Raw genomic sequence first — 22,308 nt, 5'->3', positions numbered from 1 at the left:
TCTGTGATTTATCACAGTTTACTGCAAGCTGACGAGGCTGTAGTTAATCATTAACAGATTAGTAGAATTGAGTCTGAAATAAATTGTTCACTCAATTCATTCGAAAGAATGAAATTGAGAACTAGCAAAAACACTGAATCAAGCGTTTTGGTATATGAATTTAGATTGAAGCTGTACGGTGCTTAAGTGCACGAGGCAACAAACTGGATGAGAGCGATGTGAGTTGAAAAACAAACATAGCAATCTGTCCTAACCTTACTTGTAAGGGTTAGCGACTGTTTGGGGTTGTATAGTCAAGTAATTAAGTGCATGTGGTGGATGCCTTGGCAGTCAGAGGCGATGAAAGACGTGATAGCCTGCGAAAAGCTCCGGGGAGGCGGCAAATATCCTTTGATCCGGAGATATCTGAATGGGGGAACCCACCCGCTATAAGGCGGGTATCAATAACTGAATACATAGGTTATTGAAGCGAACGAGGGGAAGTGAAACATCTCAGTACCCTTAGGAAAAGAAATCAATTGAGATTCCCTTAGTAGCGGCGAGCGAACGGGGATCAGCCCATTAAGTTGTGTGTGTTCTAGTGGAACGCTCTGGGAAGTGCGAACGTAGAGGGTGATATTCCCGTACACGAAAGGGCACACACAATGATGACGAGTAGGGCGAGGCACGTGAAACCTTGTCTGAATATGGGGGGACCATCCTCCAAGGCTAAATACTCCTGACTGACCGATAGTGAACCAGTACCGTGAGGGAAAGGCGAAAAGAACCCCTGTGAGGGGAGTGAAATAGATCCTGAAACCGCATGCATACAAGCAGTGGGAGCACCTTCGTGGTGTGACTGCGTACCTTTTGTATAATGGGTCAGCGACTTATATTCAGTAGCGAGGTTAACCGAATAGGGGAGCCGTAGAGAAATCGAGTCTTAATAGGGCGTATAGTTGCTGGGTATAGACCCGAAACCAGGCGATCTATCCATGAGCAGGTTGAAGGTTGGGTAACACTAACTGGAGGACCGAACCCACTGTCGTTGAAAAGCCAGGGGATGACTTGTGGATAGGGGTGAAAGGCTAATCAAGCCTGGTGATAGCTGGTTCTCCCCGAAAGCTATTTAGGTAGCGCCTCGGACGAATACCATTGGGGGTAGAGCACTGTTTCGGCTAGGGGGTCATCCCGACTTACCAAACCGATGCAAACTCCGAATACCAATGAGTACTATCCGGGAGACAGACTGCGGGTGCTAACGTCCGTAGTCAAGAGGAAAACAATCCAGACCGCCAGCTAAGGCCCCAAAATCATAGTTAAGTGGGAAACGATGTGGGAAGGCATAGACAGCTAGGAGGTTGGCTTAGAAGCAGCCACCCTTTAAAGAAAGCGTAATAGCTCACTAGTCGAGTCGGCCTGCGCGGAAGATGTAACGGGGCTAAAACTATGTGCCGAAGCTGCGGATTTGACATTAGTCAAGTGGTAGGGGAGCGTTCTGTAAGCCGATGAAGGTGTATTGAGAAGTATGCTGGAGGTATCAGAAGTGCGAATGCTGACGTGAGTAACGACAAAACGGGTGAAAAACCCGTTCGCTGAAAGACCAAGGGTTCCAGTCCAACGTTAATCGGGGCTGGGTGAGTCGACCCCTAAGGCGAGGCCGAGAGGCGTAGTCGATGGGAAATTGGTTAATATTCCAATACTTCTGTGTAATGCGATGAGAGGACGGAGAAGGTTAAGTCAGCCTGGCGTTGGTTGTCCAGGTGGAAGACAGTAGGCATGCATCTTAGGCAAATCCGGGGTGCTCTATGCTGAGAGTCGATAGCAAGCTGTACTTGTACAGTGAAGTGGCTGATACCATGCTTCCAGGAAAAGTCTCTAAGCTTCAGTTACACAGGAATCGTACCCGAAACCGACACAGGTGGTCAGGTCGAGTAGACCAAAGCGCTTGAGAGAACTCTGCTGAAGGAACTAGGCAAAATGGTACCGTAACTTCGGGAGAAGGTACGCTGCTGACGGTGATGGGACTTGCTCCCTGAGCTATTGGCAGCCACAGAAACCAGGCCGCTGCAACTGTTTATTAAAAACATAGCACTCTGCAAACACGAAAGTGGACGTATAGGGTGTGATGCCTGCCCGGTGCTGGAAGGTTAATTGATGGGGTTAGCGTAAGCGAAGCTCTTGATCGAAGCCCCAGTAAACGGCGGCCGTAACTATAACGGTCCTAAGGTAGCGAAATTCCTTGTCGGGTAAGTTCCGACCTGCACGAATGGCATAATGATGGCGGCGCTGTCTCCAGCAGAGGCTCAGTGAAATCGAAATCGCTGTGAAGATGCAGTGTACCCGCGGCTAGACGGAAAGACCCCGTGAACCTTTACTGCAGCTTGACATTGAACTTTGACCTTACTTGTGTAGGATAGGTGGGAGGCTTTGAAGTTGGAACGCTAGTTCCAATGGAGCCGTCCTTGAAATACCACCCTGGTAATGTTGAGGTTCTAACTCTGTCCCGTTATCCGGGACGAGGACCATGTCTGGTGGGTAGTTTGACTGGGGCGGTCTCCTCCTAAAGAGTAACGGAGGAGTACGAAGGTGCGCTCAGCGTGGTCGGAAATCACGCGTAGAGTATAAAGGCAAAAGCGCGCTTAACTGCGAGACCCACAAGTCGAGCAGGTACGAAAGTAGGTCTTAGTGATCCGGTGGTTCTGTATGGAAGGGCCATCGCTCAACGGATAAAAGGTACTCTGGGGATAACAGGCTGATACCGCCCAAGAGTTCATATCGACGGCGGTGTTTGGCACCTCGATGTCGGCTCATCTCATCCTGGGGCTGAAGCAGGTCCCAAGGGTATGGCTGTTCGCCATTTAAAGAGGTACGCGAGCTGGGTTTAGAACGTCGTGAGACAGTTCGGTCCCTATCTACCGTGGGCGCTGGAAATTTGAGAGGATCTGCTCCTAGTACGAGAGGACCAGAGTGGACGAACCTCTGGTGTACCGGTTGTGACGCCAGTCGCATCGCCGGGTAGCTATGTTCGGAAGGGATAACCGCTGAAAGCATCTAAGCGGGAAGCCTACCTCAAGATAAGATTTCCCTAGGAATTTATTCCTCTAAAGAGCCGTTCGAGACTAGGACGTTGATAGGTTGGGTGTGGAAGCACGGTGACGTGTGAAGCTGACCAATACTAATTGCTCGTGAGGCTTGACTATACAACACCCAAACAGTTGTTGTATTCAAGATAAATTCAATACATAACTTGATTTAGTGTCAAAACTAGTTACAATACAGACCCAATTAACTAATCCGTTAATAACTCTTTCGGTACTAAGTGGCATGAACTTAATAAGTTCAAAAGTAAGACCACCCAAAGCCAAAACAGTTTGCTGGCGACAATAGCAAGAGTGAACCACCTGATCCCTTCCCGAACTCAGAAGTGAAACCTCTTCGCGCTGATGGTAGTGTGGCACTTGCCATGTGAGAGTAAGTCATCGCCAGCTTTTAAATTTAAACACCCCAATCTCGAGAGAGGTTGGGGTGTTTTTTATTGCAACGAGAAAAATAAATTGGGGAAAATTACGGTATAACTATTGGGGAAAAGATAAAGCGTGATGTGAATATGCAAAATAATAATCTTGGTTCTTGGCAATCTAGCTTACAGACATTGGTTTATATTTTATTGTTTTTAATTCTCTTTGGATGGTTGTTGAAAATTGGGCAAGGCTTTTTATTGCCAATCCTTGTTGCGACGATAGCGATGTATATCCTTATCACATTAAGTCATTGGCTAGTAAAGTTTCCTGTTTTGAAATCTACGCCAGAATGGTTTAGAAGAATATTGGTATTAATCAGTTTTATTGTGGTGATGGTTCAGCTTATTAGTTTAGTGATTACAACTGGACAGAAAATTTTGGCCAAGATGCCAATCTATGAAGCGAATATTGAACAGGTTTTTTTGCATGTAAACGCGTATTTAGGGTGGAGTGATAGCCCGGACTGGCAAATCTTTAGAGAAATGCTGATGAGCCAGATTAATCTTCAAAGTCTCATTACTTCGACACTTACTTCATTTAGTGCGCTGACAGGCATGTTTGTTGTCATTATTGTATATGCCTTATTTTTATTGAATGAGCGAGACCAGTTCGTTAAAAAATTAATGATTGCATTTCCAGATGGTAAAACTGAACAAACGCGGTTATTGATCGCGGATATTAATAAAAAGATTAGTGAATACCTTGTCGTTAAGACACTTATTAATTTGATTTTAGCAACGATTTGTTTTGTTATTCTTTGGGCGTGTGGTGTGGAGTATGCATTATTTTGGGCTTTAATTATTGGTTTGTTTAACTATATTCCATACGTTGGTTCTTTATTCGGTGTGATTTTCCCTGTTCTAATGGCATTGGCTCAAACTGGTTCGCTGAAATTAACTATTCTGGTTACGATCTTGTTGACGGTTGCGCAAATGTTTGTAGGAAATTTTCTAGAACCACGTATGATTGGTAAACAAATCAATTTATCTCCGTTTGTTGTTTTGCTTTCCTTGTCTTTGTGGTCTTCATTGTGGGGAATCGCAGGAGCGATTTTAGCAATTCCTCTTACTTCAATTTTTGTAATTGTTTTGGAAGCATTTCGATCTACTCGCCCATTTGCTATTTTACTCATGCAGAATCCGAAAAATTACGATCAATCATAACCGTGATAATAGGGCTTAGATACTTACTAATAGGATTTGGGCTCTTATTTCGGATAAATATCTCAACGTTTTTGATAAATCATTATGGATAAAATTGATGTGTATTCTGCCAAGCGCTTGCTTGGTTTTTTCTTTTTTGATAAGGTAAAGCGCTTATAAATACTCTAATCGACTCAGAATTATTCAAGCTAGGAAGCAGAAAATGCAACTTAATCCGATCTACTATAATGAACAACACCAAGCTTTTGCAGACAATGTACGTCGATTCGTGCAAAAAGAAATGGCTCCATTTGTTAATGAATGGGATGAAGCTGAAACGTTTCCTCGAGAGCTTTATAAGAAAGCTGCAGAGATTGGATTACTGGGCTTAGGCTTTGGTGAGGAATATGGGGGTATTCCGGATGCTGATCCTTTTTATTCGTTACTCGCTGGTGTGGAAATGGCGAAAGCGGGTTCAGGTGGTGTGCATATTTCGTTGATGGTACATACCATCGGTGCTCCACCAATTCAGCATTTTGGAAGTGAAGAACTAAAAGCGAAAGTATTGCCAGATATTATTTCCGGCGAAAAGATTTCGGCTTTGGCAATTACTGAGCCTGGTGGTGGATCTGATGTTGCAGCTTTACAGACTAAAGCGATTCGTGATGGAGATTATTATATTGTTTCAGGTGAAAAAACATTTATCACCTCTGGTATCCGTGCCGATTATTATACAGTAGCGGTGCGTACTGATCCCACTAAAACTGGTGCTGAAGGTATTTCTATGCTACTGATTGATGCACATAGTGAGGGCATTACTAAAACACCATTGAAGAAAATGGGATGGTGGGCATCGGATACGGCACATTTACATTTTGATCAAGTTCGCGTGCCCGCGTCGAATTTGTTGGGTCGAGAGAATGCTGGTTTTAAAGTGATTATGAATAACTTTAATATGGAGCGTTTTTTCTTGGGCGTGGTGGCTTATGGTTATGCGCTTGTCTGCTATGAAGAGGCATTAGATTGGGCACAACAACGCAAAACGTTCGGTAAACGTTTAGTTGACCATCAAGTGGTTCGTCATAAGTTGGTTGATATGGCAACGCAATTGACGACAACACGCGCTTTGCTTGAAGAAACGGCTTGGAAAATGACTCAACCACAATTACAGGGGGCTGATTTGGTTGCTCAAATTTCCATGCTCAAGAATGTCGCAACACGAACCATGCAGTTTTGTGCGGATGCTGCTGTGCAGACATTAGGGGGAATGGGCTTTATGCGAGGAACTAAGTCTGAGCGTATTTATCGTGAAGTGAAGGTCAATATGATTGGTGGTGGTGCGGAAGAAATTATGAAGGACTTGATTAGTAAGCAATTGGGTTATTAAACTTTAATGGAGCTTATTGAATTGTCTCAATCCAGTAGGCTCCTTTTCCATTTGGATGGGTTGCAATATGCCAAACTGATGAATCCTGAGTATAAATGAAAAATTGAAACCCTTGATCCTGTAATTTCTGCTTTGTACCCTGAGTCGCATCGTTTATTTTAATTGGAACTGCACCATGATCGATAAAATAGTCTAAGTCGGTTGGAGAGAAGGTAAATGAACCATGACCAATATTTAAATCAAGGTTATTTATTTCAATAATATTTTTTGTGCTTGGCGGTAAAATTGGAGGTAGCCAACCACGTTCAAAAGCATGTTCTGTTTGAGCATGCTGTAGATCTATAAATTTGGTTGTCACAATATCATTTGTACAACCGAACATTAGGCTGGAAAGTAGGATTATAATTGTACGTTGCATATATTCTGCTTATGAAATTGGCATCACTTTATTTGTTTATTTTAAAGCTTCAAATATTTCAATTACTAGAAGACTTGATATTTTTTATCTGTCCAATTCGAATTTAAAATCGCCCAACGCTCATGATCTTTCCATTCTTTACCACCAACACGTAAATATTGGCGTGAAAACCCTTCTTTAACAAAGCCTGCTCCTGCCACAAGGCGAATGGAGGGGGAGTTTTCAGGTTGGATATTCGCTTCTAGTCGATGCAGGTTCAGTGTTTGGAAAGCTTCGTGTAAGACAAGTTGAAGCCCATGTCGCATGTAACCTTGGCCTATATAAGGATAAAAGGCTTCATAACCTAAATAAGCTGAATGGAAGTAACCTCGAATAATATTCGAGATATTAAAGGTTCCTACAATGGCATGATTCTCAGTTAAGCAGACAAAATAACGATGTACTTGTTGTAGGTATTGTTCAAAATCTGTAGGAGGATATGTCCACGGTTGATGTAGATGAATACTATTTTGGTAGGCTTGTTTGATTTCAGCTAAATCGCTGAGTTGAGGTTTACGCAAATAGACTCGACTCATTTCAAAGCCATTTCCCAGACCATTTCCGTCAATTCATCAATTTTCACTTTACCTTCAGGTCTGTACCACGTCACTGTCCAAGAAATAGAACCACCGACTAAACGTCGCCAAATAAATGCATCATGTTTGACCTTGCCTAGAGTGCGTAATTTTTCAATCACATCAAGCCAGACTTGCTCATATTCATTACGCATTTTCAAAAGGTATTCTTGTTTTTCTTTAGAAAGCGCAAACCATTCATGAACCAGCACTGCCATGGCCGCACCAGTATCCCCAGTAATTGAGATTAATTCAGCTCTGATTAAATCACGCAATTGCTGTTCAGGATCATTTGAGCGTTCAGCTGCTTCTTTAAGCCGTGCAAAGTTATAAATAATGGTTTGTTCCATCACAGTAGCCAGAATGTCATCTTTACTTTTAAAGTGATGGAAGAGACTACCTGATTGAATACCAATAAATTCACCAAGTTGGCGAACCGTGGTTTTATCATAACCTTGCTTATAAAACAGATAGGCGGCACCTAAGAGCAAACGTCCACGTGGGCTATCATCAAAACATACGATTTTTGGTATTTGCTCAATTGAAGTTGCGATCATGCCTGTCCGTCTATCCCGTTTAATCAAAGTGTATTGTAACAAAATTCATTTCATGAATTGTCTTATCTTTTTATAACAAGCATTTGCTTGAATTTGTCTATTTTTGCTAATACAGCATATCATTCTGCACTTTACAAACCAAGCACTTGCTTGGTAATGTTGTATTGTTTTTAATAATAATGAGAAAGCTCATGACAAGCGTCAAGCAGGATGACCAAAAGCTAGTAAAAATTGGATGTGCTTCAGGGTTTTGGGGCGACACCAATACAGCCGCTTTTCAGTTGGTACATCTGAGTGATATTGATTATTTGGTCTTTGATTATCTATCTGAAATTACTATGTCAATCATGGCTAAAGCAATGATGACCGATCCTAATCATGGTTATGCATTGGATTTTGTTAGTCGTGTGATGTCTCCACTGATTAATAAAATTGCTGAAAAGAAAATCAAAGTGATCAGTAATTCAGGTGGGGTAAATCCCTTAGCTTGTCGTGATGCTTTACAAAAAATCATTGATGAAAAGGGCTTAGATTTAAAAGTAGCTGTGGTACTTGGTGACGATGTATTGCCAAAGCACACTGAACTGCAGCAAAAAAATATCAGAGAAATGTTTAATGCTGAGCCTTTGCCTGCACATGTGGCGAGCAGTAATGCCTATTTAGGTGCTGTTGCTATTCGTGACGCTTTAGATTTGGGCGCGGATATTGTGATTACAGGTCGTGTTGTTGATTCCGCTGTGGTACTTGCACCGTTGTTGCATGAATACAAATGGTCATTGGATGACTATGACAAACTTGCACAAGGTTCATTGGCTGGGCATGTAATTGAATGTGGTGCTCAATGTACAGGCGGTAATTTTACTGATTGGCGTTTAGTACAAGGCTTTGACAACATGGGCTTTCCAATTGTAGAAGTCAGTGCAGATTCCTCTTTTGTTGTGACTAAACCACAAGGTACAGGTGGTTTAGTATCGACTGCAACGGTCGCAGAGCAAATCGTTTATGAAATTGGCAATCCACAAGCCTATTTACTTCCTGATGTGACAGCTGATTTTAGCCAAGTCCATTTAGAACAAGTGGGTGATGATCGAGTTAAAGTCACAGGTGCAACAGGTCGAGCACCAACTCAACAATATAAAGTGAGTGCCACTTATGCCGATGGTTATCGTGTTTTAGTCAGTTTCTTAATCGCAGGTCGCGAAGCGCCTGAGAAAGCACAAACCATTGCCAATGCCATTATCAATAAATGTGAGCGTGTATTGGCTTTACGTTCTGTTCCTCCATTTACAGAAAAATCGATCGAAATTTTAGGTATTGAAAGCACCTATGGGGCACATGCACGCATTAAAGAAAGTCGTGAAGTCGTGGTCAAAATTGCAGTCAAACATATGTTTAAAGAAGCGTGTATGTTCTTCGCTTCGGAAATCGCACAAGCTTCTACAGGTATGGCACCTGCATTAGCGGGCATTGTCGGTGGTCGCCCTAAAGCTTCTGCAGTCGTGAAATTGTTCTCTTTCCTGATTGATAAAGATCAAATCAAGGTTGAAGTTGATTTTGCTGGTCAGCGACATCCTGTTGAGATTCCTACTGGCTCAGCTACACAGAATTTCGCTCCCCATCCAACTGGTGAAGTCGCAACTTATCAAGGCGATGAAATCGAAGTGCCTTTGATTGAGATTGCTCATGCTCGTAGTGGAGATAAAGGTAACCATAGCAATATTGGTGTGATTGCGCGTAAAGCAGAATATTTGCCGTGGATTCGAGCAGCACTCACTGAAGCCAATGTTTCAGACTATATGCAGCATGTTTTAGATCCAGAAAAATCAAAGGTCATTCGTTATGAATTGCCTGCGATGAATGCACTGAATTTTATGTTGGAAAATGCCTTAGGTGGCGGTGGGATTGCAAGTTTACGTATTGATCCACAAGGTAAGGCATTTGCGCAGCAGTTATTAGATATGCCAGTCAAAGTACCAGCGAAATTGTTAGAAAAATAAGTAAGGGATGTAAATCAAATGGGTTACCAATCAATTTTCAGAGCAGATGCATTTGACGACAAAGTGATTATCGTCACAGGTGGCGGCTCAGGTATTGGACGCTGTACAGCACACGAGTTGGCATCTTTAGGTGCTCAAGTCGTGATTACAGGTCGAAAAATTGAAAAGTTAGAAAAGACTGCAGCAGAAATTAGCGAAGATGGTGGGAAAGTTCATTTCATCGTTTGTGATAACCGTGATGAAGAACAAGTCAAAAGCATGATTGCTGAAGTCATTGAAAAATATGGCAAGCTCGATGGTTTAGTGAATAACGCAGGTGGGCAATTTCCTTCGGCATTGGAAAATATTTCTGCCAATGGCTTTGATGCTGTGGTTCGCAATAACTTGCATTCTACATTCTATTTAATGCGTGAAGCCTATAACCAATGGATGGCTAAACATGGGGGCAGCATCGTCAATATGACCGCAGATATGTGGGGTGGTATGCCAGGTATGGGGCATTCAGGTGCAGCACGTTCAGGTGTGGATAACCTCACCAAAACGGCTTCGGTGGAATGGGGGAAATCGGGTGTACGCGTCAATGCAGTTGCGCCAGGATGGATTATTTCATCAGGTATGGACAACTATAGTGGTGACTTTGCCAAAGTGATCATTCCAAGTTTGGCAGGTAATGTTCCGTTAAAACGTATGGGTACAGAATCTGAAATTTCTTCAGCAATTTGTTATTTGCTTTCTGATGCTGCGGCTTTTGTTTCAGGGGTGACTTTACGTATTGATGGTGCTGCATCTCAGGGAACACGCATGTATCCATTGGCAGATGCAACCAATAGCCAGTCTTTTAATGGTTTCCACCGTGCTTTTATTCCAGAAATTTTTAAAGATGAGGCTGGAAAAGCAGAGCAACGCTCTGCCCAGCCGCAAGACGACAAGCTAGGCTTGGAGTGAGGAAAAACAATGACCATTCTCCAATCTGAAATTGCTGTCGGTAGTGAGCTTTACGAGCAAAACCGTGAAGCTTTGTTGAATCAAATTGCGGAAGTACGTGCAGTACAGCAAAAGAGTATTGATAAATCTTATGCGGCTAAACCAAAGTTTGATAAGAAAGGCAAAATCTTGCCGCACGAACGTGTGCGCTTACTATTGGATGCGGATTCACCTTTTGTCGAGTTATGTGGCTTAGTTGGCTACAACATGCATGATGATAAAGATGGCTCAGAAGCGGGTGGCGGTATTATTGCGGGTTTGGGCTTTGTTAGTGGTGTACGCTGCCTTGTCTCTGCCAGCAATAGTGCGATCAAAGGTGGAACTATGTCACCGATGGGTGTACAGAAAACCTTACGCTTACAGAAAATAGCACTTGAACAAAAACTACCGATTGTTACTTTAACGGAAAGTGGTGGGGCGAATCTTAATTATGCTGCTGAAGTATTTACCTATGGCGGTATGACCTTTGCAAATCAAGCACGGATGTCTGCGGCAGGGATTCCACAAATTTCGGTGGTACATGGTAATGCTACAGCAGGTGGAGCATATCAGCCTGGTCTGTCTGACTATGTGATCGCGGTGCGTAAACAAACCGAAATGCTACTGGCTGGTCCACCATTGCTATTGGCTGCGACTGGTGAGGTGGCAACGGCTGAAGAGTTGGGCGGTGCTGAAATGCATACCCAGGTTTCAGGTGTAGCAGAATATTTGGCGGAAAATGATGCAGATGGGATTCGACTTGCTCGTGAGATTTTAGAGCATTTGAATTGGAAGGAACAAACCACTAGTCTAAATCAAAACTACAAAGAACCGCGTTTCGCGCCTGAAGAGTTGCTTGGCATTATTCCCAAAGATCCAAAGCAACCTTTTGATATGAAAGAGGTTGTAGCTCGCATTATTGATGATTCAGATTTCCTTGAGTTTAAACAGGAATACGATGCTTTAACTGTATGTGGTTGGGCGAAAATGGGTGGCGTACATATTGGCATTATTACTAATAATGGACCGATTACACCACAAGGTGCGGTCAAAGCAGCACAATTTATTCATTTGTGTGAGCAGACCAAACGACCACTTTTATTCCTGCATAACACCACAGGTTTTATGGTGGGAACAGATGCTGAACAGAACGGCATCATTAAGCATGGTTCGAAATTAATCCAAGCAGTTGCGAATGCGACTGTACCGAAAATCTCGATTATTGTGGCTGGCTCCTACGGTGCAGGTAACTATGCGATGTGTGGGCGTAGTCTCTCTCCGAGTTTTATCTTTGCATGGCCAAATTCACATGTTGCGGTAATGGGGGCAGCACAAGCGGGGAAAGTGTTGCGTATCGTCGCAGAAGGTAAACAGAAAGCTTCTGGAATGGAACCGAATCCGCAAATGTTGGATTTCCTAGAGCAAAGCACTGCGATGAAATTAGAACAACAATCGACTGCTTTGTTTAATACAGCAATGTTGCATGACGATGGCATTATCGATCCAAGAGATACGCGTAAAGTCCTGATCTTCTTGCTACAAACCATTTATGAAGCACAACAACGTCAACTTAATCCAACACGGTTTGGTGTATCGAGATTTTAAAAATCCCTCCCGACCTCCCTTTAAAAAAGGGAGGAGTTCCCCTCTTTATTAAAGAGGGGTTAGGGGAGATTAAATTTAAGGAAAAAATAATGAAATTTACCGCAGAGCATGAAGCATTACGTCGTACCGCACGTCAGTTTGTAGAAAACGAACTCAATCCATTCATTCCAGAGTGGGAGGCAGCAGGACGTTTTCCGATCCATGATGTGTTTAAGAAAATGGCAGATTTAGGTTTGCTAGGTATTTGTAAGCCAGAAGAAAATGGCGGTCTGGGTTTAGATTATTCCTATAACCTTGTGGTCGCTGAAGAATTAGGGCGTGCAGCATGTGGTGGTGTGCCACTGGCGATCGGTGTGCAAACCGATATGGCGACACCTGCACTTGCTCGTTTTGGTAGCAAAGAATTAAGAGAAGAATTTTTGAATCCTGCGATTCGTGGTGAATATGTGGCATCAATTGCAGTATCAGAAGTGCATGCAGGTTCAGACGTAGCAGCAATCAAAACCACTGCGAAAAAAGATGGTGATGATTATGTGATTAATGGCAGCAAAATGTGGATCACCAATTCATTGCAAGCTGATTTCTTCTGTTTACTTGCCAATACTTCAGATGACAAACCACATGTCAATAAATCCATGATTATTGTGCCTGCGAAGACTGCGGGTATCAGTTTTTCAGAGCCGCTGAATAAATTAGGTATGCGTTCAACCACAACTGCTCAGGTCTATTTTGATAATGTTCGTGTACCACAGCGTAATTTGGTTGGTGCTGAAGGCATGGGCTTCATGATGCAAATGATGCAGTTCCAAGAAGAACGTATGTGGGCATGTGCCAATGCAGTAGGCGGTTTAGAAAAAGTCATTCAACAAACGATTGATTACGCTAAAGAACGTACTACTTTTGGTCAGCCCTTGATTAATAACCAATATGTACATTTCCGCTTCGCCGAGTTAATGACTGAAGTTGAAGCATTAAAGGCGCTGACTTATCAAGCCTGTGAACAGCATATTGCTGGGGAAAATGTCACGATGTTAGCTTCAATGGCAAAACTCAAATCAGGGCGTCTCACTCGTGAAGTCGCTGATACCTGTCTGCAATATTGGGGTGGCAATGGCTTTATGTGGGATAACCCTGCTTCTCAACTTTATCGTGATGGTCGTCTTGGTTCAATTGGTGGTGGCGCCGATGAAATTATGCTCGGAATTATTTGTAAGTTGATGGACATTTTGCCGAAGAAACGGAAATAAGGCAGGGGAAGATCATGACGCTTTCAACTTCTCTAACTGATCTACAAGTGGATGAAAGTATCCAACTTGAACAACAAGGCAGTATTTTAACGATGTGGCTTAATCGACCTGAAAGTCGCAATGCCATGAGTCTAAATATGGTCAATGCGATTCAACAGGTCTTTAATCAAATTGCAGATGATGTATCGATTCGTGCTGTGATTTTACGTGGCAAAGGCGGACATTTCTGTGCAGGCGGTGACATTAAAGATATGGCAGCACTCCGTGTAGAGGCGGCGAATGTGGGTAGCTTACAGCCATATGTTGATTTTAACCGTCGTTTCGGTGCCATGATTGAACAAGTTGATCAAGCGCCACAAACCGTGGTTGTGATATTAGAAGGTGCGGTATTAGGTGGAGGTTTTGGCTTGGCTTGTGTTTCTGATGTCGCGATTAGTCGCGATACGGCACAGTTTGGTTTACCTGAAACAGGCTTAGGTGTTTTGCCAGCGCAAATTGCACCTTTTGTAGTGAAACGCATTGGATTAACACAAGCGCGTCGTTTGGCATTGTTAGGTTCTCGTTTCAATGGTGAGACTGCACAGAAGTTAGGTGTAGTACATGATGTAGTGCATGATGAAAATGAACTAGAGCAGTTACTGAGCGATACAGTTCAACAAATCAAACGTGCTGCACCATTGGCCTCTCGCAATACTAAAGCTTTATTACATCGTACTTTGAATGAACCTTTAGATTCTCTACTCGATGATGCTGCACAGCAATTTGCGCAAGCTGTCGGTGGAGTAGAAGGTCAAGAAGGTACGATGGCATTTATTCAAAAACGTTTACCAACTTGGACTGATGAACAGTGAAATGCAAAGCATTGCTTTGCCACTGTGCAAGGCGAAAAGCTATGCTTTGAGAGGATAATATGAAATTTTCAAAAGTTTTAGTCGCAAATCGTGGTGAAATCGCAGTTCGTGTGATGCAAACTGCGAAAGCGATGGGCTATCAGACCGTTGCTGTATATTCAGATGCTGATGCCAATGCGCGCCATGTTCAAGTGGCTGATGAAGCGGTGTATATTGGGGCATCCAAAGTTTCAGAGTCTTATTTGTCGATCACCAATATTATCGAAGCCTGCAAAAAGACAGGTGCCGATGCTGTTCATCCAGGTTATGGATTTTTATCTGAAAATACCGATTTCGCCCAAGCGTGTAGTGATCATGGCATCACTTTTATTGGTCCAAATGCCGCTGCGATTCATTTGATGGGGAGTAAGCGTTTGTCAAAAATTGCCATGATTGAGGCGGGTGTACCTTGTGTACCGGGTTATGAAGGTGATCGACAAGATATCGAATATTTAGCTGAACAAGCAGAAAAAATTGGTTTCCCCTTGATGGTGAAGGCATCTGCTGGTGGTGGTGGGCGTGGTATGCGTTTGGTTCACCAGTCTGCTGATTTACTCGAAGCTTTAAAAACAGCGCGTTCAGAAGCTGAAAATGCATTTGGTTCAGGTGAACTCATTATTGAAAAAGCAGTGATAGCACCCCGTCATGTGGAAATTCAAGTATTTGGTGATACGCATGGCAATTACGTTTATTTATTTGAACGAGACTGTTCAATTCAGCGCCGTCATCAGAAAGTCGTCGAAGAAGCACCTTGTCCCGTGATGACACCTGAATTACGTCAGCAAATGGGCGAGGCTGCAGTTGCTGCCGCCAAAGCTTGCGACTATATCGGCGCAGGTACAGTTGAATTTTTACTTGATCACTCAGGTGAGTTTTATTTCCTTGAAATGAATACCCGTTTACAGGTTGAGCACCCAGTAACAGAAATGATCACGGGCCTCGATTTAGTTGAATGGCAACTACGTGTCGCAAATGGTGAAACTTTACCTCTACAGCAGCATGAACTCACTTTAAATGGACATGCAATTGAAGTGCGTTTATATGCAGAAGATCCACGTCAGGATTTCTTGCCTCAAACTGGAAAGGTACTCAGTTGGAAACCTGCAGGCTCTGATGGAATGTTACCAAATGTTCGGATTGATCATGGTATGTTAGAACAGGGTGAAATTAGCCCGTTTTATGATCCAATGGTGGCGAAGGTGATTGCTTATGGCAAAACTCGTCAGGATGCGATTCGTCTGTTAGCACGTGCAGTAGATGATTGTGTGCTACTGGGTGTGAACAGCAATAAACAGTTTTTGGTGAATTTACTACGCCATCCGATTGTCGTGGCAGGTGATACCAATACCGCATTTATTCAACAACATTTTCAAGATGATGTCAGCCTTCATCAACAGGCACCAAGTTTGGAAAATCTTGCGGTTGCTGCAGCGTTATTCACTCAACTGAATCAAGCCAAAGCTTCATGGCAAACAGGTATTTCTGTTCCTTTTCCGTTGAAACTGAAATGTGCACATCAACAATTATTACTCCATGTCCAAATAGATCATGAGCAACTGATCGCTACGCTGTGTGATCAGCAAGTCAAAATTAAGATTCCAGCGATTCAAAATACACAGATCATTTATGATGTAGATGGTGTACGCCGTAAATTAAATTATGTGCTTGACCAAAATCAGCTTTATTTGGACACAGCCAATGGCAATCTCACAATAGAGAATAGCACTTACGCAGAACCTGAAGCGGTGGAGGTCATTGGTGATGGGAAGATTCGAGCACCAATGGATGGTGCAATTGTAAATCTACTGGTCAATGCTGGAGATACTGTTAGCAAAGGACAAACTTTATTGATTTTGGAAGCGATGAAAATCCAGCAACAGATTAAATCTGATGTGGATGGTGTCGTTGATGAGCTGATTGGTCAAGTCGGTCAACAAGTGAAAAAACGACAATTGTTATTAAATGTCACAGTTGCATAAAACGTATGAATTAAAAAGCTAGGCTAGACCTAGCTTTTTAATAATTTCTCTACAGCATTGAGTGAACTTTCCGAATTTCCCATTAATTCTTGTGTTGCAAACTCTGCCAAAGCTTGTTCATGTGCCAATAAATATTGCAGAAATGTTTGAGTTTGAGCATCGGCATGTTGATTCATTCGCTCGAAGGTTTCCATAAAAGGTTTGGTACCTTGTTTAAGCAAATGCATCGCAACTTTCCACGGAAGCTTTGCCATCGCAATCCCTGATGCTTTGGCTTGTAATTTGATATGTGCTCGTATCTTTGCGGTATGACCATTTTCAATTAGAAAATTTTGTAACTTATGTAAAGTTTGAGTTTCTAATTGAGCCAAGACATTCCATTTATATTGTTGTTCAGTCGAGCGGGTATGCTTTGCTGCATTCAGAAAAATTATTTCACCTAAGATTTCAGATTCAAGTGCAGTATTTAAGTCCTGTTGCAGTTTTGGGTAATTCATTTCATTGATTTCCAAAGATAAAGAAGCGTTCTTTTACAGCAGTATAGGTGAAAAAATTAGATGCTGAAATAGTCGCCATCTGTTTATCAGATGGCATTATTTTTTAAGGAAACAGATTCGATCGTAAGCTTTCTAGACGTTGTTGATACTGCTTTTGCCACTCAGTTTCGGAAAGCTGAGACTTAAGCGGTTGCATTTCTTGTTGCAGTTGTTTGAGTGCTTGTTGGTATTGATCCACTTTCTGTTGCTGCTGTTGTTCACGGTGTTGCTTAAATTGCAGGTCTAATTGCTCTTGTTGTGAGAGATAGCGTTGTTGTAACTCTTGTTTTAGACGTTGTGTTTCAGCAGTGGGCTGTTTCTCATCAAGTAGTTGAACCGCTTGCTCATAACGACCAAAACTACTTTCTTGTTCCATCAGTCGAGGGTATTTTTGTTGAAGCGTTTCTAATGCAGCCAATCGTTGTTCAGGATTCAATTGCGTATTCTGTTTAAGTTCTGCATAAGCAAAACGATAATCTGCATATTCACGTTCTTGTCCAAAACCTAAAGCCGCTTCATCTTTGCCTAGCGTCTGTTCTCTAAGTTTCCAAATTGCATCAAAGCGTTCTTTTGGTGATAGCGCTGTTGAAAGTACGGTGCTTTGCATTTGCTGTTCATATTGCGGCATACGCTTCAATAAATTCTGCACAGTTTGAGCAAATTTTTGATCAGGATAATTTGCCAGAGCTTTGGCTAAGGCAGCATCACAGCTTTCTAGTTGGCAATTGGCTTTAAACGCATTGATAAATTGGGTGATATTTCCAGGTTGATGCTGCAAGGATTTTAATTGAGTGGACAAAGACTCTTGTAAAATTTGAACTGCATTTTTATGTTGCATGTATTTATCTTGGGTTGAATTGGGTTTTGTTGATTCGGTCCTTGCTGCTTGTTCAATTGCAGCGGAAGAGGCGGTGCTCTTCCAAACTGCAATTCCGACCAAGACCAGTAAAACAAGAAATATTGTCAGTAGTAGTCTCTTATTCATTCGGCTTTCCGCTTTATGGGTTGTAATTAAAGTGTCCCATCACAGGGAAATGATCAGAAAGATCCCATGTCATAAACAATGGATCAGCAGCCGAACGTAGAATGCGAACATCGTTGCGAGATTGGGTCGGTTGACGGTGATTATTTGATGAAACAACATAATCTAGATATTCAACGGTGGTTCCCCCAGAGCCAGCTGCACCAGCAAGTTTATTGATACGTGGATCAAAAGTAGAGGCCGTATAGCCTGTGCTAACAGGTGCAGTCGCATTGAGGTTAGTCAGCATGTCTTGGTAATCTTGTGGCCATAACAGCTTATTTACATTGAAATCGCCACCCATCAATACCGCATCGAAGCTTGGGATATTTTGCTGATTAATCAATTGTCGAATTTGTTGGAATTGAACCTGACGTAACGCACGAGCTTCATTGGTATCAAATGATGCCGTGTGGGTTGAAGTCACATGGTAGGCTTTACCATTTTTGATGATTTCTGCATAAATCACGCCTTTATCCGCGAAGCAGTCCGTTCCAGTGCAGTCTGGATAAATCATTTCAGCTGTTTTAACAATAGGGTAACGACTTAATACCAATACGCCACTATCGAATAAGTTATAGCCAGATCCAATCGGAACATGTGTTTGATATGGATATTGTTGTGCGAGTTGATTGAGCATACCGGTTCGCGAAGATGAAAATGCTTCCTGCATGAGAATGACATCGTAACCATTTAGATGTTGTGGCAACTCAGCCAAACGCTCGCTAATTTTGCTTGCAACCATAGGTAGGGCGTAAATATTGTAGGATAAAACCTTAATTTCATCGGCATTGTTTGAGACAGGTTCAGTTACCGTATTTTGATGAATGGTGTAATGAAAATCATCATAACCCCCTGTATATTCTGCTTTCACAGCAGTTTGTGCGGCTAAACCAGCATATACAGTATTGATGCGATATATATTACGATCCGTATACCAAGGTGAGGTTGTCGATGCGGTTTGCATACCATGTTTAATGGTGCTGCCATACCATGTACCCGTCATGGATTGCTTAAAGGTTACTTGAGAACTGCCACTGGAAACTACGGTATCAAAATTATAGGTTTGACCAGATTTAAGACCTGAATATCGATTCATGCGAAGTACGCGTTTGGTTTCATAAGGCGCTATCTGTGTTGCCTCTTGTGCCCATTGATTTCCATGTTGCAGAATTTGAGTGCCTGTATGGTTGACTTGTACAGATACCGTTTCAGGAGTGGTATTCGTAATAAAAACATAAGAATCTGCCAATGTATTTTGCATGGCAAATGTCCCCATCAGTAGTGCTGTACCGACACTGAATTTAATAGTGCTTAGCCCCATTAGATCTTTCTCCTTGTTGATCGTGTATTGCATAGATGATTAATAAGGTTCATCTGGCAATAGTGTTGATTTTCATTTTTGAACATTTATGTTGTTATTTGTTCGAAAATTATCATAATGAAAAATTATTGCTAAATCATGTAATTTTTATACCGTTCATCTGATTTAAATGAAGTAATTTATATAAATGATTTTCAAGTAGACATTCAGAAATATTGTACGGAGAGGAGTGATAGGTGTTTACAGTGTAGATTCGAATATGAAAATCTAAATTTGTAAATAACTAAATTCAGGGCTAAAAAAATCTGACAGGAGGGTTTTTCCTGGCAGATTAAATGGAATTGATGAGGACGGATTAAGTTTGATCTGCTGCACTAATGGCTGCACTGGCTTGCTTTAAGCTGTATAACAATTGTCCGAGAAGGACATCTTTATTGCTTAGTGTCACTAGCACCATTGGATGATGTGGTGCTGGGATGGCTGTTAGAATCGCTTTGCCATTTTCAGCATCTAAGGTAATACTCTGGCATCCTGTAAGTTGAATTTCATTGAGAAAAGCGCTGACCATTGCCAAAATAGAACTACTCACCGCAGCCAGTTTACTACTGTTATAAGGATTTTTTTTATAAATAGATGCCAACTCAAAACCGTCGGTAGAACAAATCATAATATAATCAATCCCACGAATATTAACGAGAATATCAGTGGCTTGCGATTTTGCGAACTGGATCAGCTCTTTGGGTGCAGTGCGTTGTTGACTTGGGATACTGAACATAATTTTTCTCTTTATTAAAGTCGTTAATGGGTTGCTTTTAAATTTACTTCTAAAGTTGCAATCAGTGATTCAATCATCAGTAGAATATGTTCTTGTTTGCGGGCATCAATAAAAAAAAGTGGATATTGGTAGTTATTCTGCGTCAACCATTCTCGATACATCGTCGTGGATTGTCCTTTATTTTCGTCAACATGAGTAATACCAATCGAAATATTCTGTGTATAGTCTTTGAATGTGTCTAGATAGCCTTCAAGCTCTTCGATAGGCACTTTACTGTTATGATCAACTAACAGAATTACTCCTAGCGCCCCTTGACAGATGACGGGCCAAATAAAATCAAAACGCGTCTGTCCTGGCGTGCCATATAAGCCTATCTTAACACCGTCATCTAGCGTGATTTCGCCGTAATCAATCCCTACAGTTGTTTCGGCTTTGCTGTGCGCTTGAGTGTCCGTATTAAATGCTTCCGTTGCTAGCACAGGAACTTCAGAAAGAGATCGTATTGCTTCAGTTTTACCTGCGCCCATGCTTCCTGCAAAAACAATTTTATATTGTTGTAGAATCATATTATTCCTTAAAGCCCAAAGCGGCGTCTAATTTTTCCAAAAAACTTATTCAAAAAACCTTGTTGTTCAGTAGGTTGTTCTACTGTATTTGATTTTAAGTAATGACCGTCAGCAGCTGAAATAATGCTGCCATTATTTGAGGCAATACAGGCGGCAATATATTGCTGCACTGTTTGAATTGGTATGTTTAAGTGGCTTGCAACGTGATTCAATTGAGCGCCTTGGATGAAACAAGCAGACAGCAAAAGAATGATTTTTCGATCAGTGCTTTGCATCGGCTGAGGCCAATAATCAATTTTGTAATATTCTTCTGCAACAGGTGCTAGTGTTTGAAACTCATGCGAGTACCATATCAAGTTCCATAGCCAGTCTTGTAAATTGTATTCAACTTTACGAGAAACTTTGGTGAAATCAAATGTTGTCGCAAATGCATAATTAAAACTGTGATTGGTATGTGTATGTATACGTGTAGGTTCTAGCCAAGCAACTTGGCTGCGTGTATCGATAATTGCCAATGTTCCGTGATCGTCAAAAAGATGTAGACGTGCATTTTCAGGATCTAACATATCCGTTAGAAACTTTGCATCTACGGCATTGTGCGTTGAAACTGTTTCTGTTTTAGGTTGCTGTGATTGTTGATGTGATAGATAGCTTAAAAGACGGAGTTGAATCCAGTTTTTCAATGCATCAGTTTGTTGAAAAGGTAGGTATAGAGTATTATTTTCTTCGATGTTACAGCTACCTTGTCCCTTTGAAACTTTTAAACAAGGAAGTTTCTTCTCTTTTAAAATACGCTGAATACCTTCGGTATCAAAAAAATTTTCATTTATTAATAATAAGTCTATATTTGGATCTGCAATATTTATCCAGTTAATTCCAAAATCATTGGGTATGGTTTTTCTAAGCTCTATTTTTAATTCATCTGAAACTTTTAAGCTTATACCTGAAATTGCGATATTAATGCAATGCCCATTCATAGTATCACTTTAATATTGTTAAAATATTGGACTGCATGAAAATGGTCTTTATATAATATATAAAGACTAATACTAGACCTCTTATATTATTTTTATTGTTTTAAATAAAAATAGATATAAGAAGTCTAATATACTAAATTTTTAGTTTTGCAAATTAAGCAAAATCTAATTCTTTTTCAAAAGTCTTGAGTTCGTGACGAGCCATTGCTAGGTTTGATTTTGTACGGTCAAGTACAACATAGAGGAAAAGGTTACCATTGCTTTCTAATGGTCGAATTAAGTGATATGCCTTACCAAGCGTGATTAAGATATCTTCGATATCATCGTTTAATTTCAGTGAGTTAGCAACACGGCGTTTTGCTCGTACAACTTCGGTATTACCCGCTGCTGCAAGCTCTAAATCAATTGCCCCACCACCTTGTGTTGCAAGGGCTAAGCCACTTTCCGTGTCTACTAATGCTGCTGCAACAAAACCATCAATGTTTGATAAGCTTTCTAGTGAAATTTTAGCCATGATATTATCTCTACTAATACATTATTGTTTATAAGTTTATATAACTTACTTTTGTTTTAATTGGTTTTCAAAAGTAGTTAATTTCATTATAGGAAAGTATTTTGTTAAATCAATCATGCGATAGAATAATGGAAATATAAAGGATGTTAATAATTGACAATTTTTGTCATGATTGGAAATTAAAATATTAAATGAAGATGGGCGAATTCAAACATGAGGTGCGACAGTTTGAAAAGTCTTATGATAATCAACAAGCTGAGCAAATTTCTCTAATGGTGTAAGCCAATCTAACG

18 protein-coding genes and 2 rRNA genes are annotated in these 22,308 nt (G+C 41.4%); 10 read left to right on the top strand and 10 right to left on the bottom strand.

All coding sequences use genetic code 11. The annotated features are described in order from the left end of the window. Positions 1-291 precede the first annotated feature (291 nt). The 4 genes from F927_RS08280 to F927_RS08265 all read left to right on the top strand — a co-directional run bounded on the left by F927_RS08280 (position 292) and on the right by F927_RS08265 (position 6,032). Positions 292-3,182: ribosomal RNA gene (locus F927_RS08280) — 23S ribosomal RNA — on the top strand. Between the two features lie 173 nt (positions 3,183-3,355). Continuing rightward, positions 3,356-3,470 (top strand): 5S ribosomal RNA (gene rrf / locus F927_RS08275). Between the two features lie 119 nt (positions 3,471-3,589). Further along, complete coding sequence (locus tag F927_RS08270; RefSeq protein ID WP_005083433.1) at positions 3,590-4,666, top strand: AI-2E family transporter; 1,077 nt, start codon at positions 3,590-3,592, stop codon at positions 4,664-4,666. 202 nt (positions 4,667-4,868) lie between these two features. Continuing rightward, positions 4,869-6,032, top strand: a complete 1,164-nt coding sequence (locus F927_RS08265) for an acyl-CoA dehydrogenase family protein (protein ID WP_005083432.1) — start codon at positions 4,869-4,871, stop codon at positions 6,030-6,032. Positions 6,033-6,045: 13 nt separating this feature from the next. Here F927_RS08265 and F927_RS08260 read toward each other — a convergent pair whose 3' ends face one another. The 3 genes from F927_RS08260 to F927_RS08250 all read right to left on the bottom strand — a co-directional run bounded on the left by F927_RS08260 (position 6,046) and on the right by F927_RS08250 (position 7,621). Next, the gene (locus F927_RS08260; protein ID WP_005083431.1) at positions 6,046-6,450 is read right to left on the bottom strand and encodes a YbbD-related protein; all 405 of its coding nucleotides are present in this window, start codon (positions 6,448-6,450) and stop codon (positions 6,046-6,048) included. A 65-nt stretch (positions 6,451-6,515) separates the two neighbouring features. Beyond that, positions 6,516-7,025, bottom strand: a complete 510-nt coding sequence (locus F927_RS08255; protein WP_005083430.1) for a GNAT family N-acetyltransferase — start codon at positions 7,023-7,025, stop codon at positions 6,516-6,518. Continuing rightward, on the bottom strand, positions 7,022-7,621 hold the full coding sequence (locus tag F927_RS08250; RefSeq protein ID WP_005083429.1) for a TetR/AcrR family transcriptional regulator: 600 nt from the start codon (positions 7,619-7,621) through the stop codon (positions 7,022-7,024). Before F927_RS08250 ends, F927_RS08255 begins: the two co-directional genes overlap by 4 nt. A gap of 191 nt (positions 7,622-7,812) precedes the next feature. Here F927_RS08250 and F927_RS08245 point away from each other — a divergent pair, with 191 nt between their 5' ends. The 6 genes from F927_RS08245 (at position 7,813) to F927_RS08220 (ending at position 16,302) form a co-directional block, all read left to right on the top strand. Next, entirely contained in the window at positions 7,813-9,618 is a 1,806-nt protein-coding gene (locus F927_RS08245; RefSeq protein WP_005083427.1) for an acyclic terpene utilization AtuA family protein, read from the top strand. Between the two features lie 18 nt (positions 9,619-9,636). Further along, positions 9,637-10,563: an SDR family oxidoreductase gene (locus tag F927_RS08240; protein ID WP_005083426.1), complete on the top strand. Its 927-nt coding sequence runs from the start codon at positions 9,637-9,639 to the stop codon at positions 10,561-10,563. Between the two features lie 9 nt (positions 10,564-10,572). After that, positions 10,573-12,186: an acyl-CoA carboxylase subunit beta gene (locus F927_RS08235; protein ID WP_005083425.1), complete on the top strand. Its 1,614-nt coding sequence runs from the start codon at positions 10,573-10,575 to the stop codon at positions 12,184-12,186. Positions 12,187-12,275: 89 nt separating this feature from the next. Next, the gene (locus tag F927_RS08230; RefSeq protein ID WP_005083424.1) at positions 12,276-13,433 is read left to right on the top strand and encodes an acyl-CoA dehydrogenase family protein; all 1,158 of its coding nucleotides are present in this window, start codon (positions 12,276-12,278) and stop codon (positions 13,431-13,433) included. Between the two features lie 14 nt (positions 13,434-13,447). Continuing rightward, on the top strand, positions 13,448-14,284 hold the full coding sequence (locus F927_RS08225) for an enoyl-CoA hydratase/isomerase family protein (protein ID WP_005083421.1): 837 nt from the start codon (positions 13,448-13,450) through the stop codon (positions 14,282-14,284). A 59-nt stretch (positions 14,285-14,343) separates the two neighbouring features. After that, a complete protein-coding gene (locus F927_RS08220; RefSeq protein ID WP_005083419.1) occupies positions 14,344-16,302 on the top strand; it encodes an acetyl/propionyl/methylcrotonyl-CoA carboxylase subunit alpha in 1,959 nt (652 codons plus the stop codon). 29 nt (positions 16,303-16,331) lie between these two features. Here F927_RS08220 and F927_RS08215 read toward each other — a convergent pair whose 3' ends face one another. The 7 genes from F927_RS08215 to F927_RS08185 form a co-directional block, all read right to left on the bottom strand. Continuing rightward, entirely contained in the window at positions 16,332-16,799 is a 468-nt protein-coding gene (locus tag F927_RS08215; RefSeq protein WP_005083417.1) for a hypothetical protein, read from the bottom strand. 103 nt (positions 16,800-16,902) lie between these two features. Further along, positions 16,903-17,823: a lipase secretion chaperone gene (locus F927_RS08210; RefSeq protein WP_005083415.1), complete on the bottom strand. Its 921-nt coding sequence runs from the start codon at positions 17,821-17,823 to the stop codon at positions 16,903-16,905. A 13-nt stretch (positions 17,824-17,836) separates the two neighbouring features. Next, positions 17,837-19,183 (bottom strand): sphingomyelin phosphodiesterase, encoded by a 1,347-nt coding sequence (locus F927_RS08205; protein WP_005083412.1) that lies wholly within the window; start codon positions 19,181-19,183, stop codon positions 17,837-17,839. Between the two features lie 355 nt (positions 19,184-19,538). Then, positions 19,539-19,958 (bottom strand): roadblock/LC7 domain-containing protein, encoded by a 420-nt coding sequence (locus tag F927_RS08200; protein WP_005083410.1) that lies wholly within the window; start codon positions 19,956-19,958, stop codon positions 19,539-19,541. A gap of 23 nt (positions 19,959-19,981) precedes the next feature. Further along, the gene (locus F927_RS08195) at positions 19,982-20,524 is read right to left on the bottom strand and encodes a GTP-binding protein (RefSeq protein ID WP_004640850.1); all 543 of its coding nucleotides are present in this window, start codon (positions 20,522-20,524) and stop codon (positions 19,982-19,984) included. 8 nt (positions 20,525-20,532) lie between these two features. Beyond that, positions 20,533-21,501 (bottom strand): hypothetical protein, encoded by a 969-nt coding sequence (locus tag F927_RS08190; RefSeq protein WP_005083408.1) that lies wholly within the window; start codon positions 21,499-21,501, stop codon positions 20,533-20,535. A 154-nt stretch (positions 21,502-21,655) separates the two neighbouring features. After that, positions 21,656-22,015 (bottom strand): roadblock/LC7 domain-containing protein, encoded by a 360-nt coding sequence (locus F927_RS08185; protein ID WP_005083406.1) that lies wholly within the window; start codon positions 22,013-22,015, stop codon positions 21,656-21,658. Positions 22,016-22,308: the final 293 nt, after the last annotated feature.

Source organism: Acinetobacter haemolyticus CIP 64.3 = MTCC 9819 (genome assembly GCF_000369065.1).
GTDB lineage: Bacteria > Pseudomonadota > Gammaproteobacteria > Pseudomonadales > Moraxellaceae > Acinetobacter > Acinetobacter haemolyticus.
The sequence above is the reverse complement of the archived record's forward strand: the minus strand, read 5'-3'. Positions and strand labels throughout refer to the sequence as shown.

Bases quoted from the DNA above. Each gene is read 5' to 3' on its own strand.
- F927_RS08270 (WP_005083433.1), top strand. From the start codon at position 3,590: ATGCAAAATAATAATCTTGGTTCTTGGCAATCTAGCTTACAGACATTG.
- F927_RS08265 (WP_005083432.1), top strand. From the start codon at position 4,869: ATGCAACTTAATCCGATCTACTATAATGAACAACACCAAGCTTTTGCA.
- F927_RS08260 (WP_005083431.1), bottom strand. From the start codon at position 6,450: ATGCAACGTACAATTATAATCCTACTTTCCAGCCTAATGTTCGGTTGT.
- F927_RS08255 (WP_005083430.1), bottom strand. From the start codon at position 7,025: ATGAGTCGAGTCTATTTGCGTAAACCTCAACTCAGCGATTTAGCTGAA.
- F927_RS08250 (WP_005083429.1), bottom strand. From the start codon at position 7,621: ATGATCGCAACTTCAATTGAGCAAATACCAAAAATCGTATGTTTTGAT.
- F927_RS08245 (WP_005083427.1), top strand. From the start codon at position 7,813: ATGACAAGCGTCAAGCAGGATGACCAAAAGCTAGTAAAAATTGGATGT.
- F927_RS08240 (WP_005083426.1), top strand. From the start codon at position 9,637: ATGGGTTACCAATCAATTTTCAGAGCAGATGCATTTGACGACAAAGTG.
- F927_RS08235 (WP_005083425.1), top strand. From the start codon at position 10,573: ATGACCATTCTCCAATCTGAAATTGCTGTCGGTAGTGAGCTTTACGAG.
- F927_RS08230 (WP_005083424.1), top strand. From the start codon at position 12,276: ATGAAATTTACCGCAGAGCATGAAGCATTACGTCGTACCGCACGTCAG.
- F927_RS08225 (WP_005083421.1), top strand. From the start codon at position 13,448: ATGACGCTTTCAACTTCTCTAACTGATCTACAAGTGGATGAAAGTATC.
- F927_RS08220 (WP_005083419.1), top strand. From the start codon at position 14,344: ATGAAATTTTCAAAAGTTTTAGTCGCAAATCGTGGTGAAATCGCAGTT.
- F927_RS08215 (WP_005083417.1), bottom strand. From the start codon at position 16,799: ATGAATTACCCAAAACTGCAACAGGACTTAAATACTGCACTTGAATCT.
- F927_RS08210 (WP_005083415.1), bottom strand. From the start codon at position 17,823: ATGAATAAGAGACTACTACTGACAATATTTCTTGTTTTACTGGTCTTG.
- F927_RS08205 (WP_005083412.1), bottom strand. From the start codon at position 19,183: ATGGGGCTAAGCACTATTAAATTCAGTGTCGGTACAGCACTACTGATG.
- F927_RS08200 (WP_005083410.1), bottom strand. From the start codon at position 19,958: ATGTTCAGTATCCCAAGTCAACAACGCACTGCACCCAAAGAGCTGATC.
- F927_RS08195 (WP_004640850.1), bottom strand. From the start codon at position 20,524: ATGATTCTACAACAATATAAAATTGTTTTTGCAGGAAGCATGGGCGCA.
- F927_RS08190 (WP_005083408.1), bottom strand. From the start codon at position 21,501: ATGAATGGGCATTGCATTAATATCGCAATTTCAGGTATAAGCTTAAAA.
- F927_RS08185 (WP_005083406.1), bottom strand. From the start codon at position 22,015: ATGGCTAAAATTTCACTAGAAAGCTTATCAAACATTGATGGTTTTGTT.